Annotated in this window: 21 protein-coding genes; 18 read left to right on the forward strand and 3 right to left on the reverse strand. The window is 40.5% G+C overall.

Features of this window, described 5'->3' with window-relative positions; translation table 11 throughout:
- The 9 genes from V7K27_RS05295 to V7K27_RS05335 all read left to right on the forward strand — a co-directional run.
- Positions 1–1554, forward strand: a 1554-nt coding sequence (locus V7K27_RS05295; protein ID WP_334945010.1) for a hypothetical protein, incomplete at its 5' end; no start/stop codon positions are given.
- A gap of 2 nt (positions 1555–1556) precedes the next feature.
- Entirely contained in the window at positions 1557–2207 is a 651-nt protein-coding gene (locus V7K27_RS05300; protein WP_334945012.1) for a hypothetical protein, read from the forward strand.
- Positions 2201–2425, forward strand: coding sequence for a hypothetical protein (locus V7K27_RS05305; RefSeq protein ID WP_334945014.1), 225 nt, complete (start codon positions 2201–2203; stop codon positions 2423–2425). The genes V7K27_RS05300 and V7K27_RS05305 overlap by 7 nt, the downstream gene beginning before the upstream one ends.
- Positions 2426–2570: 145 nt before the next feature.
- Entirely contained in the window at positions 2571–2894 is a 324-nt protein-coding gene (locus tag V7K27_RS05310) for a hypothetical protein (protein WP_334945015.1), read from the forward strand.
- A 27-nt stretch (positions 2895–2921) separates the two neighbouring features.
- The gene (locus V7K27_RS05315) at positions 2922–3329 is read left to right on the forward strand and encodes a hypothetical protein (RefSeq protein ID WP_334945017.1); all 408 of its coding nucleotides are present in this window, start codon (positions 2922–2924) and stop codon (positions 3327–3329) included.
- A 6-nt stretch (positions 3330–3335) separates the two neighbouring features.
- Entirely contained in the window at positions 3336–3710 is a 375-nt protein-coding gene (locus V7K27_RS05320; protein ID WP_334945019.1) for a hypothetical protein, read from the forward strand.
- Positions 3711–3773: 63 nt separating this feature from the next.
- A complete protein-coding gene (locus tag V7K27_RS05325) occupies positions 3774–4106 on the forward strand; it encodes a hypothetical protein (RefSeq protein WP_334945021.1) in 333 nt (110 codons plus the stop codon).
- Between the two features lie 231 nt (positions 4107–4337).
- On the forward strand, positions 4338–4460 hold the full coding sequence (locus tag V7K27_RS05330) for a hypothetical protein (RefSeq protein WP_334945023.1): 123 nt from the start codon (positions 4338–4340) through the stop codon (positions 4458–4460).
- 148 nt (positions 4461–4608) lie between these two features.
- On the forward strand, positions 4609–4836 hold the full coding sequence (locus tag V7K27_RS05335; protein ID WP_292762136.1) for a hypothetical protein: 228 nt from the start codon (positions 4609–4611) through the stop codon (positions 4834–4836).
- 63 nt (positions 4837–4899) lie between these two features.
- Here V7K27_RS05335 and V7K27_RS05340 read toward each other — a convergent pair whose 3' ends face one another.
- Entirely contained in the window at positions 4900–6201 is a 1302-nt protein-coding gene (locus V7K27_RS05340; RefSeq protein ID WP_334945026.1) for an adenylate/guanylate cyclase domain-containing protein, read from the reverse strand.
- Positions 6202–6377: 176 nt separating this feature from the next.
- Here V7K27_RS05340 and V7K27_RS05345 point away from each other — a divergent pair, with 176 nt between their 5' ends.
- The 5 genes from V7K27_RS05345 to V7K27_RS05365 all read left to right on the forward strand — a co-directional run bounded on the left by V7K27_RS05345 (position 6378) and on the right by V7K27_RS05365 (position 10155).
- Positions 6378–7982: a DEAD/DEAH box helicase family protein gene (locus tag V7K27_RS05345; protein ID WP_334945147.1), complete on the forward strand. Its 1605-nt coding sequence runs from the start codon at positions 6378–6380 to the stop codon at positions 7980–7982.
- Positions 7912–9126: a DUF790 family protein gene (locus tag V7K27_RS05350; RefSeq protein ID WP_334945028.1), complete on the forward strand. Its 1215-nt coding sequence runs from the start codon at positions 7912–7914 to the stop codon at positions 9124–9126. Before V7K27_RS05345 ends, V7K27_RS05350 begins: the two co-directional genes overlap by 71 nt.
- A 15-nt stretch (positions 9127–9141) precedes the next feature.
- Entirely contained in the window at positions 9142–9378 is a 237-nt protein-coding gene (locus V7K27_RS05355) for a hypothetical protein (protein ID WP_334945030.1), read from the forward strand.
- A 101-nt stretch (positions 9379–9479) separates the two neighbouring features.
- Positions 9480–9722, forward strand: a complete 243-nt coding sequence (locus tag V7K27_RS05360; RefSeq protein ID WP_322739253.1) for a hypothetical protein — start codon at positions 9480–9482, stop codon at positions 9720–9722.
- Positions 9703–10155, forward strand: coding sequence for a type II toxin-antitoxin system VapC family toxin (locus V7K27_RS05365; RefSeq protein WP_334945033.1), 453 nt, complete (start codon positions 9703–9705; stop codon positions 10153–10155). The genes V7K27_RS05360 and V7K27_RS05365 overlap by 20 nt, the downstream gene beginning before the upstream one ends.
- A gap of 245 nt (positions 10156–10400) precedes the next feature.
- Here V7K27_RS05365 and V7K27_RS05370 read toward each other — a convergent pair whose 3' ends face one another.
- A complete protein-coding gene (locus tag V7K27_RS05370; RefSeq protein ID WP_334945035.1) occupies positions 10401–11093 on the reverse strand; it encodes a PD-(D/E)XK nuclease family protein in 693 nt (230 codons plus the stop codon).
- Between the two features lie 836 nt (positions 11094–11929).
- Here V7K27_RS05370 and V7K27_RS05375 point away from each other — a divergent pair.
- The 4 genes from V7K27_RS05375 to V7K27_RS05390 all read left to right on the forward strand — a co-directional run bounded on the left by V7K27_RS05375 (position 11930) and on the right by V7K27_RS05390 (position 16284).
- Positions 11930–12325 (forward strand): hypothetical protein, encoded by a 396-nt coding sequence (locus V7K27_RS05375; protein WP_334945037.1) that lies wholly within the window; start codon positions 11930–11932, stop codon positions 12323–12325.
- A 644-nt stretch (positions 12326–12969) separates the two neighbouring features.
- Positions 12970–13569 (forward strand): cytochrome b/b6 domain-containing protein, encoded by a 600-nt coding sequence (locus tag V7K27_RS05380; RefSeq protein WP_334945039.1) that lies wholly within the window; start codon positions 12970–12972, stop codon positions 13567–13569.
- 23 nt (positions 13570–13592) lie between these two features.
- On the forward strand, positions 13593–15026 hold the full coding sequence (locus V7K27_RS05385; protein WP_334945041.1) for a bifunctional orotidine-5'-phosphate decarboxylase/orotate phosphoribosyltransferase: 1434 nt from the start codon (positions 13593–13595) through the stop codon (positions 15024–15026).
- A 160-nt stretch (positions 15027–15186) separates the two neighbouring features.
- Positions 15187–16284 carry an AI-2E family transporter gene (locus V7K27_RS05390; RefSeq protein WP_334945149.1) on the forward strand — a complete coding sequence of 366 codons (1098 nt, stop codon included), beginning with the start codon at positions 15187–15189 and terminating at the stop codon, positions 16282–16284.
- Between the two features lie 45 nt (positions 16285–16329).
- Here V7K27_RS05390 and V7K27_RS05395 read toward each other — a convergent pair whose 3' ends face one another.
- A complete protein-coding gene (locus V7K27_RS05395) occupies positions 16330–16620 on the reverse strand; it encodes a hypothetical protein (protein ID WP_334945043.1) in 291 nt (96 codons plus the stop codon).
- Positions 16621–16690 lie beyond the last annotated feature (70 nt).

Below are 16690 nucleotides of genomic sequence, written 5' to 3' on the forward strand. Positions count from 1 at the left end.
TTGAAGTCAGCTGCTGCAACTGCTGAAACTGAATTAAAGTCAGTCGCTACAACTGCTGAAACCGAATTGAAGTCAGCTGCTGCAACTGCTGAAACCGAATTGAAGTCAGCTGCTGCAACTGCTGAAACTGAATTAAAGTCAGTCGCTACAACTGCTGAAACCGAATTGAAGTCAGCTGCTGCAACTGCTGAAACTGAATTAAAGTCAGTCGCTACAACTGCTGAAACCGAATTAAAGTCAGTCGCTAGTTCTGCTGAAACTGAATTGAAATCAGTCGCTAGTTCTGCTGAAACTGAATTAAAGTCAGTCGCTAGTTCTGCGGAAACTGAACTTAAATCAGTCGCTACAACCGCTGAAACCGAATTGAAGTCAGCTGCTGCAACTGCTGAAACTGAATTAAAGTCAGTCGCTACAACTGCTGAAACCGAATTAAAGTCAGTCGCTAGTTCTGCTGAAACTGAATTGAAATCAGTCGCTAGTTCTGCTGAAACTGAATTAAAGTCAGTCGCTAGTTCTGCGGAAACTGAACTCAAATCAATCGCTGACGCTGAAAAAGACGAGATCAAGGGTATAGCTGACTCTGCCAAGGATGAATTCAAATCAGGTGCTGATGCTGGAAAGGGTGTATTTGAGGGAACAGCAGATGCTGCCAAGGATGAACTTAAATCAATCGCTGACGCTGAAAAAGACGCATTCAAGGGAATAGCTGACTCTGCCAAGACTGAACTTAAATTAGTGGTTGATGCTGAAAAAGATGCGCTTGAGGGTGTAGCCGATTCGGCTAAAACTGAACTTAAATCAGCGAGCAACTCTGCTAAAACTGAATTAGAAGCAGGGGTAAATGCTGCAAAAGCTGAATTCGAGGGCGTTGCCACAAGCCTTAATAACACAGCACTTTTGGTAGGCGAGTCAGCAGCTAGAGCAGAAGCCAAGGTTCTTACTGAGTTAGCAGCTCTTTCTGGTGCTGTAACTGGGTTAAATAGTTTGGCGGAAATTTTAGAACAACAAGAAATAGAACAACTTAAAAAAGAAGATAAACCAGTGAAAACGTCAATAATAACTGTACAAACTTTTGACTACTGCGACAAAGACAAAAACCCTGTTTATACCACACAATCAATAAGCGTCATCGAAGGAACTGAAGATGCAGAACGCCTGAAATTTAAACAAATTTCTATTGGTGATGCCGCCAGTTGTAAAGCTGGCTACGGGAATGGATTCGTTAATTTGTTAAATGAAGTCAGAGAGATTTCAGCAGTAATGTTGAACGCCTCTGAACAGAATCTCAAAACAACGGCTGCTGGTTTTAATGCTCTCCAAGACGATGGCATATTATCAGAAGCAAATTGGAAATATTACCCAGCTACTATATCCCTAAAAGCAGGTAGCCTTGTTAGTCCATCTGATGCTTTGACAATCATCAACAATGAAACTCCTAAAACTGCTGCTGTTCTACTTCAAGAAATAAAAACAGAGATCACAAGCTTAGACACCACTATCCAAACACAAATTACTCAAGCTACAACCACGAGAAATCAAGAGATTAATTCTTAATTATGCCTGTTAGAGATTGGGCAGCAATTAGAAAAGGCTTGATTGCAACTTATAACCCGGCTATTGCTGGACATTTTGGTGCAACTCCGTCTGCTGCCGATAACGAGTCAATTCAACTAATGACTGTTAAATCAAATGATTCTAGCTTAATTGCTCAAAGTCGAATTACATTATTTAATCAGCAATTCCCTTCTTCAGGTGGTGGTGATGCTGTTTGTCCTGATGGCTGGCTAATCCGTCCAGAGTATCATCGACCGCAAGCCATTTATCAATTTGCTGAGGTCGATGATAGTGGTAAAATCATTGGCTCTCCGAAATATCGGATTACCATACCTCATCACAAACCAGAAAAGCTCGTATTACCTAAACCACCTTTTCCGAATTATCAGCGTGGTAATTGGGAAATAATTTTCGTACTCAAAGATAATAGTAAAATAACAATTCACTCTTTTGATAAAACAGAAGGCGATAAAATTCTAAGTGCTGCCAAAGACTTGGTTGATCCAAATTACTTGAATGGAGCTTATGAAAGTAAATCATGTTTAGTTGGCACCACGACTCCAATAACAAAGATTAAAGTTAAGTGTCGGATGGCAAAGTTCTACGCTACTGGCTGCCTTACTCTCTTTCCTACCTGGCTTGTCAAATGGTAACACCTCATTCCTGGTGGCATATCCCTGACGATATTTCTAATGTCATCACCTTAAAAGAAGCTTGTAAAAAATATCACTACACCAGAAAGTCAATAATTAGAAAGATTTATAATCAACAACTTCAAGGATTTAAACTAGGGCGACGTTGGTATGTTGTCCCTAGTGAACTGGGTATAAATACAAGGGTTAGAAAAAAGAAAGATATTTTTGGGCAATAGTAGCTGTAAACCTCTGCGTGGCCCTGTCGGGCATTAAGGTGCGATAGTCTTTATAGTCGTTGAACAGTGGTAAATCAGTAGTTTACCGATGACTAATCTCATTAGCTTTCTGCTACATTTTGTACATCTAGCAAGAGCTTAAAATATGGCATATACAGCAAGAGTTCCTCATCAGGTGGGGAATAAAATAATCTCACTACCAGATGAATATGACGCTATTGGGACTATTTGTGGAGTAAAAAAACTAACTGGCGCTCCGACTGCTGGCAGTGAAACCATCTCCGTTAGTGCTGCAATTGCACACGGATTAGTCAGGCGTGCCACAGTGCGGTTAGACACCAAAAAAACTAAAACTGTCATCATGGTTGCTACCAATTGCCCACAGGTAGGAGCGTTGGCAACTTTGAAGTTAGGAGCTACTGACACAATTAAGTCAGCCTATTTCTCCCAACATATTCAACTCGGTTAGTTCTAAACAATCAAGGAATTTGAATTTATGGCGGGTATATTAGAACTGCTTAAAGTTACTGCTCCAGCGCTAACTGACCCTGTTGTGGCAGCAACAACTTATTATTTTCTTGGCAGCCCAGGTGTATATGTAACCGATGTTGCTACTGCTACAGGAATAAGTCAAGCAGACGCAAAGTTAAACGGAGTTGTGCCTAGAGTAGCCGTAAAAGAACTTTTGTTGGCAGGGGTGCTACATACTGTAGAAATTGAAATTACTACAGGAAGCGGTGCAACTACTAAGACATATCGAAAACAACTTAGGTATGCTGAGACAGTGACAGCCACTGTTAAAGAGAACTTGATAGGTAAGACTTGGCCTTTACAGATAGCTAAAGTCGCCGGCGGTAAAATAATCCGTGATTTAGATCCACGTCGAGTTATATCTCGCAAATAAGTTTTAATGAGTGATTTTAGTGATGCGAGTAAGTGGAACCTCATCATGGATTCCACTAAAAATGCAACCATCTCAGGTGGGGCGATTGTTGAGCGTATAGCAGCTTTTGAACCGCCTCACCTATTCACCTCAGCAATTATCGCTGTGCAAGTATCTGCTACCACTGCCAAGCCAAATTGGTATAAAGCAGGCTATTTGCATCAAGCTGTTCCCGTGCCATTTTCATTAGGTTTAGCGATTGGGCAATCTCACTTTATCTCTCTTTATACGCCGATAATCATTAATTTTTTGCGCTTTCCAACTAACTATCAAATCTCATTTGAAGCACAAATATACTTCAAGGATTGCACTTTTAAAATATGGGAATTTGTAGATATGTAGATATATAGCTGAATCTAATAATATATCTTTCAGTTTTGATGATTTTAAAGTCAAAATAAAGGAATGAAAATTGATATTAGTCTCGCTGGTTTTCTACTTTCTTTTATCGTTGCTGCATCCGGTTGGTTCTTCCGATGGAAGGATAAACAGAAGTTTGAAAAGCAACAATCTGGTCTTGAAAGACAGCAGGCTATTCAAGAAGCGACATCGGCAGCTGAGAAGGCGGTGAATGAGGAGCGAGACTTCAATCACCTCCGCAATAACCAGATCCAAATCTCACAAGGCATTGCTACCGGATTCAATGAAGTAGAAGGCAAGTTAGACCACCTACGTGAGCAGATGATTGAAATTAAAGCTTATCTAATTAAAAATCAAGGTGCTATTCACGGTGAGTAATTCTTTGCTGAAAAAATTACTTACAATCTCTGTGAATAGATATTTTTCCACACTGACCAATATAATTTAAGTAAACCCTGGTCTCATACATGAGTATCAAAAAGATGATTAATGTTATTAGGCGTTTTGGCTGTACAAATTTTATTACGTTTTTCATTTGAAAGCGCGACAGGTATAAAATTAGTCTACCCAACTACTTACCTGAAACTATCCTTTTCTCACTAATGCGCGATGGCGCAGCCCGCCGCAGGCATCGCACTTCCTAACTCACTGGGGATTTGGTTACAAAGTCCCGAATTAGCCATTACACGGGTACGCAGACGTGTAGAAAGTGGTGGTCACAATATCAGATAAGATACTATTCGCCGTCGTTACGAACGCGGACGCAGCAACCTAATTAACTTGTATTTACCTGTGTGTGATACTTGGATAATCTATGATAATTCTGGGTCTGAACCTCTATTAGTGGCTGCATCAAATATCAATCAGGAAGCAATTATCTATGAACCCCAAATCTGGAATCGAATTACAACCGGGGAATAAAGCGCAAATTCCCCTAACAGAAATCCATCAAAAAATTGATGCTGGTGTCAAAGCTGCTATTGCTAAAGCTATTGAAAGACACCGCCGTTTAGGAGAATCTATTAGCATTTGGCAAGATGGTCAAGTTGTTACATTAACCGCCGATCAAATTCCTCCTCTTGATTCAACTGTTAGTCATAGCGAATGACAGTTAAACCATGTATAGGACTATTCACTCCTGTTTTATCCTCTATCAAACAGTATAGATTGATTAAATTTTTAAATTAATTTCCTTGAGTATATAAGTCATCATTTCACCTTTACCTTTAACCATAATTAAACCTCGTTTCTCCAATAAGTATTTATCCTTTAAAAGCTGATAAGTTGCTTCACAAACCTGGATACTACCTGCTATCCCATGTGATTCCATTCTACTAGCTGTATTGACTGTATCTCCCCAAAGGTCGTAGGCAAACTTTTTCAGCCCAATTACCCCTGCCACAACTGGCCCTGTACTAATGCCAATACGGATGCTAAAGGATTGGTTATTTTCTTCGTTAAACGTAGCTATAGCATTTTGCATATCTAAGGCCATGTTAGCGATCGCTGGAGCCGGGTTGTTAGACTTATTTGGCAACCCCGCAACAGCCATATATGCATCGCCAATCGTCTTGATTTTCTCTACCCCATGACGTTCTGCCAATTGGTCGAACAAACAGAATATTGTATTTAATAACTCGACTAATTCCGCAGGAGATGTCCGAGTTGAAAGCTCTGTAAAGCCAACAATATCGGCAAATAGCACCGTAACTTCCAGAAAGCTATCGGCAATAGTTGTCGGCTGTTGTTTTAATTGTTCTGCAATCATCTCTGGCAGAACATTTAATAGCAGCCGTTCTGATTTGTACTGCGCTAGTTCCATTGACTTACGGGCGTAAAATTCTTTTTTTCGCAAGCGTTCATATAAATAGACAGAAAAGACACAAATTATGCAAGTCCAAAATAAATATAAACCCTGCTCAATGTAAAAAGCTGATGAATTTTTTAAGATGGGATTATATAATATATATAAAATAAAATAGCAACCAATTGTCCCAATTTGTGCTATTAAATGTATCCACCATTGCACTGGAACGATTGTAGCTTGAGTGAGAAACATCAGATTCCAGATATTGCTTCTAGGTTCTAGATTCTTAAACAGCAAAGCTATATGAATTTGGACAGCACAAGTTACAGACCAGCATAAAATCAAAAAAATTAAGTTTGGGTAACGACGACCTATAGAGGTTTTACATAAACCCCAACAAATGAGTGTGAATAGTTCTACTACCAGACCGATTTTAAAGGCGTATATCTTGGCTTCTAATTGTGAATTTGCCCAAAGAAAAAAAGCGATCAAAGTCAAGCCAGCTACCAGGATAATCTGCGCCTGCAATTGCAGCCGTTTCAACTGAAAGCTCTGTCGCTGTTCTTTGTAGGATTCGGCAAGGTTAGTGTTGGTTTGCCGATAGGACATTCCGTGACTAATGAGCGCGTCTAGTTGGGTTTTATCTGAGTTACTTGGATGAATCATGCACTTTTTGCGTTATTAGTAATCAAAGGAGTGGGGAGTGGGGAGTAGGGAGTAGGGAGTGGGGGAGAAGAGGGAGATGAGGGAGAAAGAATGCCCAATGCCCTATGCCCTATGCCCCATGCCCCATGCCCAATGCCCTATGCCCCATGCCCAATGCCCAATGCCCAGTTTCCAAAATGGCTCGTACACCTACATTAAATTTTGATCGTGGCACATTAATTTTGCATCCACCACCACGCGGCAAAGGTTGGATGGACTATGCGACGTGGGATGATCGAGTTGAAAAATTTCGCATTCCCGCAATTAGATACCGATCGCTAGTGGAAGCACTACAAGCCGAAGATATTTATTTTATCGATGAGGCGAAGCAATTTTATCCTGTAGATTTGGTTCCCAGTCTGGAAATGGAACCCTATCCCCACCAGACTGAGGCGCTAGCGGCTTGGAAACTGGCGGGTAGAGTAGGGGTCGTTGTGCTTCCCACGGCGGCGGGAAAGACTTATTTGGCACAAATGGCGATGCAGTCAACGCCGCGCACGACGCTAATTGTCGTACCAACTTTGGATTTGATGCATCAGTGGTATGCACACTTGGTAGCGGCTTTCCCCGATGCTGAGGTGGGATTGCTGGGAGGTGGTTCGCGGGATAGAACGGCTATTTTAGTTGCAACTTATGATAGTGCTGCAATTCACGCCGAAACGTTGGGGAATCAATATGCCTTGATTGTTTTTGATGAATGTCATCATTTACCGACAGATTTTAATCGGGTGATTGCGGAATATGCGATCGCACCTTATCGTCTGGGACTCTCCGCTACACCGGAACGCACTGATGGTAAACACGCTGACTTAAATATCCTCATTGGCCAAGAAGTATATCGCAAACGCGCTGAAGATTTGGCGGGGAAGGCATTAGCAGAGCATGAAATTGTCCAAATTAAGGTAAAGTTATCGCAACTTGAGCGGGAAAGATACAATCAACTAATTCAAACCCGCAACGACTTTTTGAAGCAATCGAAGATTTCTTTGGGGAGTCTTCAAGGTTGGCAAATGTTCGTACAAATGAGTGCGCGATCGCAATCTGGACGTAGAGCTATGTTAGCGCACCGGGAAGCAAAAGATATCGCTTTGGGTACTGATGGTAAATTGCGAATTCTCGCTGATTTATTAGCAGAACATTATCCGGCACGAATTTTGATTTTCACTGCGGATAATGCGACGGTTTACCGCATTTCTCAAGAGTTGTTAATTCCGGCAATTACTCATCAAACTCCTGTGAAGGAACGCCATGAGATATTAACCAAGTTTCGAGAGGGTAAATATAATACTTTGGTTGCTTCTCATGTTTTGAATGAAGGCGTTGATGTGCCTGCGGCTTCTGTGGCGATCATTTTATCGGGCACGGGTTCGGCTAGGGAGTATACTCAGCGATTGGGGAGGATTTTACGGAAGGGGAATATTGAGAATAAACGGGCGATTTTGTATGAAGTGGTGGCGGAGGATACGAGTGAAGAGGGGACTTCAGCGCGGCGAAGAGGGGAGAAGAGGAACGAACCGCAGAGACGCGGAGGACGCAGAGAGGAGGAGGAGAACAAAGGGAATTTACAGGTTGTGTACGGGAGTGGGAAAGAAAGGAGTTTGAAAGCTGCGGAACAGTTAGAAATTAATTATTCAATCCAAAATCCAAAATCTAAAATCCAAAATTCGCCAGATGTTACCGACAGACTTACTGATGCATCGCCAAAACGGGGAGGAGATTATTCCGAAGAGACTGAAGATTGATCAGAAAACTTCGGATTTGGCGATTGAGTTAATTAATTATTTTCAATCAGCAGTGGGGAAGACTCAAGGTGTACTTGAGCGACAACTGACTGATTTTGAAGGAGATTCTACAGATTATCGGGTGAAGCGAGGATTAGCTTATATTCTCAAAAGCAGTTTTTGCACTTTTGAGGTGGTTAGTCCTCTGGAACCACAAATGTTAAGAGAACGGGTGTTTTCGCTAGCTGCAAAGTCTGTTTCTAGTCGGGAATCAACAGAAGTTACTCTTGGTAAACTTGCTGATGAGTTAACTCAAGAACTTGAACGGGAAGTTTTATCAGAACAGGTTCGTAATGGACTATATGCTGATTTATCTGAAAATAAGATTTTGACTGTTTTTGATGCACCAATAGCGCCAGATTTGTTAAATCGATATAACTTATCTCAGGTGCAGGGTGTATTTTATAAAGCCAGTCAACTTGTATTAAATGCTCACCGGAATGTTCCGGGTGAATATAAGCTGTTATTTCGCTATTTAAAGTTGTTTCAATTGATGGCTTATATTGAGGGTGATGCTGACCACGGGTTTACAATTACCATTGATGGTCCGACGAGTTTGTTTAATCCTAGTACGCGATATGGGTTAGCGATCGCAAAACTTATTCCTGCTTTACTTCACGTTACTAGATGGAGTCTTTCTTCAATTCTCCAAACCCGCGACGCTTATACAAATACTTGGAAAACTGGACGTTTCACTCTCAATTCTGAATGTGGTTTGGTATCCCATTATCCACCAGGGAAGCCCTACGATAGTATGCTAGAAGCATCCTTTGCTGATAAGTGGGATGCGTTGAAAAGTGGTTGGGCGTTAGAGCGAGAAGTTGATTTAATCCCAATTCCCGGTAGTGTAATGATTCCCGATTTCCGCTTAGTGCATCCTGATGGACGTACCTTCTTATTAGAAATTGTTGGTTATTGGCGACCAGAATATTTACAAAAGAAGTTTTCTCAGGTACGGCGGGCTGGACGTGACGATTTGATTTTGGCAATTTCTGAGCGACTTAATTTAGAAAAAGCGGGAGTAAAATTAAATGATGTCCCCGCCAGAATTGTTTGGTTTAAAGATAAGTTATTGCCGAAAGCTGTATTAGCTGTAATGGATTGAACAAGGATAAATGAGATGAAAACTATAGAAACAATTGCCACAGTTACCAAAGATGGTAAGATTACAGCGCAGTTACCATTGGATATTCCAGAAGGTGAGCATCAGGTGGTAATAGTAATTGATGAGAAGCTTTTGGTAGAGAAAGTAGAGAGTAAGGAAAATAAAATGCTTTTTAAGTTTTCCGCCTATCCTGTAGGATTAGTCTCAGAAAGTTTAACTTTCCGCAGAGAAGACCTTTATGCAAACGACTAATAACCCTGTATTTATCTATACGAATATTTTCGTTTATGCAAATGTGTCCAAATCTTTCTTTCACCAAGTAGTGATGTATTAATCGAATAGAAATAGTAAGTATGAAAAGTATAGAAACAATTGCCACGGTTACAAAAGATGGTAAGATTACAGCGCAATTACCATTGGATATTCCAGAGGGTGAACATCAGGTGGTAATAGTAATTGATGAAAAGCCTTTGGCTGAGAAAGCAGAGAGCAAGGAAAAACGCCCTCCTCTAAACTTTCCTGTACATAATTATGGACCTTGGCCTGAAAATCTTTCTTTAAGACGTGAGGATATGTATGGAGATTGGGGACGCTGATCCTGTTTTTTTAGACACAAATATTTTGGTGTACGCTAGTCAGATTCAGTCTCCATTTCACCAAGCTGCTATGGAGGCTATCCAAGGTTTTTATGATGCAGGGGTTGAGTTGTGGATTAGCCGACAAGTATTGCGGGAATATTTGGCTACCCTTACCCGTCCGCAACAGTTTGTCAACCCACTACCCATTGCAATAGTAATTCAGGATCTCCGCTATTTCTATAACCGCTTTCGGGTGGCTGAAGATAATTCTCAAGTTACAGAAAAGTTACTAACACTCATGGAGGAAATTCCTAGCGGTGGTAAGCAAGTTCATGATGCAAATATTGTCGCCACAATGCTAGTTTATGGCATTCCTCAGTTACTCACTCACAACACAGGCGATTTTGCAAGATTTTCTGGGTTAATTACTGTGTTGGCGTTACAAGGTTAGATTGCTTGCTGTATTTGAGTTAAAATTTACTTCACGTTACGAAATGCAGTCTTTTGCTAATTGTGCAATCCTACTGAGAGGATGTTTTAAAAGTCCTTTGATCGGTATAAAAATGTTTTAGATCCCCCTAAATCCCCCGATAAATTGGGGGACTTTGATTCTGGTTCCCCCCTTTTTAAGGGGGGTTAGGGGGGATCAACAAGTGCCTAATAATTACAGCCAACCACTTTTAAAACATCCTCTGACTAACCCCAAACACTTCTGCGTTCCCAAAACTGGGCGACTCTTTTTTCCCATTCTTCCCAGTAATCTTTGATGACTGCTGATTCAAACCAAAATACCTCTGCTGGCATTTCTGGAATCGCTACTACCAAGAGAGCGTGTTTTAGCTGAATGCCATAATCTCGATAATACTCGTTAGCTGCTCCTATGTATGCCGTAAGTTGCAGTGGATGTTCATATAAATGCTCAATTGAGCCTTTGGGTTTGTCTGCTGTTTTCCACTCGCAAATACAGGGAATACCTTGATAGCTGGCAATACAATCAACTTTGCCAGAATAACCCAAATCATGATGAAAAACAGAGCCTTCGACGAGTCTAACTGTGTCAATTTGTTGTAAAACTGGCTTGATACTCTCCCAATAAGGGCGACTCGCTTCAGGACAAACAGGGTTTTGACCAAGGAGGTAGCGCTCAATTTGTTTGTGTGTTTGGGTTCCCCGACGACTAGCAGTTGTAGTAATGCGGGTAGCTTCTTGTGTACCAACACGCGCTTTCCAGTTTAATAATCTGTCTCGGTCTGCTTGTGATTTGGTGGCATTAAGTATTGTAGTAACGCTGGGAAAGCGATTTCCCTTGGCATCTACATAATATTGTTTACCATTTTCTCTCTTGGATGTGGCATTAATACGTGGTAGCAGTTGGGTATCAAATTGCATCAGTTAGTATATTGACTTTGAGATTCCCTGAAGAAGGAAAATTAATAAAACCCTATTCCATTGTAAGGAATAGAGCTAATCTAGAAGTTTTGTGTTCTGAGGTGGAATAATGGTGTTGTAAAGGCGATCGCACTTATCCAGTTGTGAATAATGGTATTCTACAGGCGATCGCACACCCGCACACCCGCAGTCAAATTACCCCCCTTAATCCCCCCGTTTATTGGGGGGAAACCGGAAATCCAGTTCCCTCCCCAATATATCGGGGAGGGTTAGGGTGGGGTAAAACCTTGGTGAATCATCTATTTCAGACTTGTGTGTACACCGTAGACTAAGGAGAGGGGAGATAAAGCACAGCTTTATCGGGGTGAGGTTGTCTATTTAGGTACTCCAATCGGATATTTGGGTACTCCAATCGGATATTTGGGTACTTCAATAGAATATTTGGGTACTTCAATCGGATATTTGGGTACTCCAATCGGATATTTGGGTACTCCAATCGGATATTTGGGTACTCCAATCGGATATTTGGGTACTTCAATAAGATATTTGGGTACTTCAATAAGATATTTGGGTACTTCAATCGGATATTTGGGTACTTCAATCGGATATTTGGGTACTCCAATCGGATATTTAAGGACTTAAGACTAATAAACGCAAATTTTATACCGTGAATTTCAATATTTTTAAGTAAAAATAAGGAATAAATATGAGATTTTATTGTAGACCATACTTTAATTTTAGTTGTTTTTGCTCAGGGCAATGGGGATAGCAGATGGCTAGAATTTAAACAGAAGCTTGTATTAATTTTCACATTGGCTTTGATAGGAGATACATATATGGCACGATTAAAACGCAGTTCTACGGCACTGGATAAGGGAACACGACGGATCGCGGGGATGCGATCGATTAGTGAAACGCTGGAATTTGGTAATGGCTTGAGTTTGGTAGAGTATGAGAAGCGAATTCAAACCTTGCAAGCGAAGCTATCGAGCTACAACACGATGCTTTCTAGCGTGGATGAAGCGATGGGACAGATTGAATTACTAGAGCAGGATTTGATTAGCTATTCGGAAAAGATGTTGATGAGTGTGAGGACGCACTATGGCAAGAACAGTTTGCAGTATATGCAAGCGGGGGGAAAGCCGCGCCAGAGTCATAAGCGACCTGCTCTTAATGCTGCATCAACGACTGACAGTGATAGCACCAAATCTAGCGAAGGCGATGGGGAATGACAAAAGTACGAAGACAGGAGTGAATTAGGGGAGTGGACTCATAGGTGCGATCGCCCGAACACAAGTAAGCCGTTGCTGACAGTTACTCCGGCAAAAGGCGATCGCACACCTAAACCTCACTAAGGAACGTAGATAGGACTTACGCATCAAGTACGAAATGTAGGGGCAATTCATGAATTGCCCCTACGGTAAATCAAGGCTTTCACTGGCTTTTTGCGTAAGTCCTGGTAGATTAAATAAAATGCAAAACTTCATCCTGTATCTAGCTTGCCTCTCCAATATATCGGAGAGGGATTGAGGGTGAGGTAAACCAGGGACATCAATTATAGCAGTTCTTGTTCGGATGCAACACATGGTAGGGGCACAGCATTGCTGTGCCCCTACTTCGCCCAAGTCGGGAAACCCGCCCACGCGACTGGTTCCTGTATTCCATGCAATTGAGAACCGCTATATATGTTATTTAATTCTTATTCCTAAACTAGATCAATTACTGGTAGAGTTAGCAAACTTTAACGGCTATCCCCTGATCTCAAAACTTGTTCTGTTGAATCATAGGATGAGAAAATAAGGATAAGTAATAATCCCCAAACTTCCTGGCCTATTTACCCAAGACAGATAATCAGCAATTTTTATCAGTCAAATCTATGACTTCAGCCGTTCCCCCTCAAACTCGGAAGCCGCCTACTCAAGCAATAGGAGCCAAAATTTTCCACTCCTGTAACATCATTAGTCTGTTTATCATGCTCACCAGTGGACTACAAATTTACAACGCCAACCCTGTTTTTGGTGGACGTGCAGGTTTGCACATTCCTCCGATATTTACTTTAGGAGGTTGGCTAGCAGGAGGTAGAAACTGGCATTTTGCAGCAATGTGGCTATTTTCGCTAAATCTCTTATGGTATGGAATTTACGTTTTAATTACCCGGCGCTGGCGACATCGGTTTGTAGGTGCTAATGACCTCAAAGCATTACAAAAAACTCAAAATTCCCAGCGCCTAATTTATGCTTGGCATCGGATTGCCTATACAGCAATTATTCCGATCTTGCTGCTGGCGTTATTTACAGGAATAGGAATGTATAAACCTGCTCAATTTTCCTGGATTGTGGATTTATTTGGCAGTTGGCAAGCATTGCGAATTGTTCACTTTGCCTCAGTACCAATGGTTATCTTATTTGCAGTGATTCACTCTCGATTAGGGCGGAAAGCTGGAGGCACTCAACTTACAGAATCGATGTTTTGGTAAACGATCCTTTTTTACTGATAAATATGAACTTTTTTGATAAATTGAATCGTAATATATTGCAAAATCAAAGCTTACTGTTTGTAGGACTTGATCCAAATCCAGAGATGATGCCTGTGCGTTATGAATCTGAAGAACTCATCGCTGGTTTACAGAAGTGGTTACAATTCATTATTGCAGAAACTTCTGATTTCGTTTGTGCTTATAAACCCACACTTGGCTTTTATGAAGCGTTAGGTATTCCCGGTTTAGAACTGCTGTACAAAACTTTAGCAGCTATTCCAGCCCACATCCCAGTTATTTTAGATGCCAAACACAGTGACTTAAATACTAGTACCATTTTTGCCCGAACTGTGTTTACAGAATGGCAAGTAGATGCAATCACTCTCAGTCCTTATACAGGACAAGATCATGTAGCACCTTTTTTGGTATATCCTGATAAAGCGGTGTTTATTTTATGCTGTACTTCTAATCCAAGTGCAGAAGCTTTACAGCAATATCCTACAAACGAATCACCCCTTTATTTACAGGTGGTCAAAGAATCAAAAACCTGGGGAACTCCAGAACAATTGGGTTTGGAAGTGGGAACTACAAATCCTGAAATCTTAGCACTTATTCGAGCGATCGCACCTGAACGAATCATTATGGCGCGTAGCATCTGGGCGGAGGGTCAAAACCTGAAACAAATTTTAGAAGCAGGTTTGAATGCTAACGGTGATGGTTTGCTAATTCCTGTTCCTCAAGATATGTTGGGAAAGACAAAACTATCTCAGGAAGTCCAATCTTTACGCGCAGAAATTAATCAAATCAAAGCTGAAGTTATTCATGACAATTCCACTTGTTCTGTGTGGTTTCCTGATGTTTGTTTGCTAAATCAGCACCCCCAACAAGATTTAATTTTACAACTTTATGACATTGACTGTATTATGTTTGGCAGCTTTATCCAAGCATCAGGAGCAATATTTCCTTATTACATCGACTTACGCAAAATTATTTCCAATCCCCAAGTTTTTAATCAAGTTCTCACTGCATATCAGGATATTTTGAAAAACCTTAGTTTTGATAGATTAGCAGGTATTCCCTATGGTTCTTTACCGACTGCGACTGGTTTAGCTTTACGCCTTCATTGTCCAATGATTTTCCCTCGTAAAGAGGTGAAGGCGCACGGAACTCGGAAAGTAATTGAGGGTAACTTTCATCCTGGTGAAACGGTTGTGGTCGTTGATGATATTCTCATCAGTGGCAAAAGTGTTATGGAAGGGGCAGAAAAGTTAAAATCAGCAGGATTAAATGTTAATGATATTGTGGTATTAATAGACCATGAACAAGGAGTGAAAGATAGGTTACAGCAAAATGGTTATCGCGGTCATGCAGTTTTAACTATTTCGGAAATTACTAATACTCTGTATCAAGCTGGGCGAATAAATGAGGAGCAATTTTTGGCTTTTGCTGAAAGTTAGTAATTGGAATAATGGGGAGTGGGGAGTGGGGAGTAGAGACGCGATTAATCGCGTCTCTACTAGGGAATGGGGAAAGATTTTTTTATCTACTTCCCATTAGGCAGATTTAATTTTCAGGTTCAATCTAGTAACTAGAATAATTTTGATTTCTAAATTAATGATGAATTTTTCACTGAATCAACTACTTAGATGGTTAATTTTTACGCTGCTATTTCCTCTAGTCTTTCTCAATGGTTGGCTAGCATTTTTGCTTGTTAAAAATCTTCAACCTGTCGTCACAATTCTTGTCTTGGCTACTTTGCTTGCATTCGTTTTAAACTATCCTGTTTCGATTCTCCAACAGAGGGGAGTTAAACGAGGCTATGCAGTAGCATTAGTTTTTATATTAGCATTAGTAATTGTTGTTGCTCTGGGTATCACTTTATTGCCCATTGTTTTAGAGCAATTTAATGAGATGGTTAAAGTCCTTCCCCAATGGATTGATTCTAGTGAAGAAAAACTTCAGATTGTAAATGATTGGTTTTTTAGGCACAAATTAAATGTGAATCTCAGTCAGTTATTAACACAAATAACCAACAAATTCCCCAATGAATTAGAGTTTATTTCCGATAAGCTTTTAAGCATTATCATAGATACTATTGATAGTATTTCTGAGTCATTAATCACAGTAGTATTGACTTTTTATCTGTTGTTAGATGGGCCAAGAATTTGGGAGGCGATATTTAAGAAGTTACCTGGAAATGTTGCCCAGGAGATTAGCCAGTCTATTCAGCAAAACTTCCAAAATTACTTGATTGGTCAGGGAAGTTTGGCTTTGCTGATGGGTTTTTCAGTAACATTATTGTTTTTAGCTTTTCAAGTCCAGTTTGGTTTACTCTTTGGTTTGGGAGTTGGACTTTTGAGCTTAATTCCCTTTGGTGATGTCGTCAGTCTGATTGTCATCACTTTCATCATAGCTACACATGACTTTTGGCTAGCAGCGAAGGTTTTTGCAGTAGCTGTTGTCATTGATCAGTTCATTGATCAGGCGATCGCACCCCGATTATTAGGTAAATTTACTGGACTTAGACCAATATGGGTGTTAATTGCTTTGCTTGTAGGAACCAATGTTGCTGGAGTCTTGGGTTTAGTAGTTGCAGTACCTATAGCTGGTTTTATCAAAGATGTAGCAGATGGTTTTTCTAAATCTGGTGATTCCGATAATGCTGTTGATGGTGAAGCAGCATCAGAATTGTTACCAGAGGAATCAGTATCGTAATGAGTTTGTTGATAAAAAAATTAACAAGAAGTTGCAACGGTGTCATTAAGGATGGGGTGTAATTGTCAGGATAGTTATAACTCCTGGTTCAGATCCGTAATACCAAAAAACTCGAAAAGCAGCAGGTGTTTTGTTTTCTACATAGGCTTCAAAAATTTCTTCTCCATTGGGTCCTGATAAAGATTCATATTTGTGAGTATTCAAACTAGGGTGTCGTAGATTTATTTCCATTAAACCCAGCGTTTTTAAAACTTTTTGGTACTTCTTAGAGTCAGTTTGTTGTAGTTTAGCTAGTGCTGTACTAGCCTCGGTTGAAAATATTATCTTAAAATTCACTATTACTCAGTGTTGCAGATTAACTCTCGTGACTAGGATTATATTTTGAGATTAGTGTCCAGGGCTAGTG

Source organism: Nostoc sp., assembly GCF_036919575.1.
Classification (GTDB): Bacteria; Cyanobacteriota; Cyanobacteriia; order Cyanobacteriales; family Nostocaceae; genus Nostoc.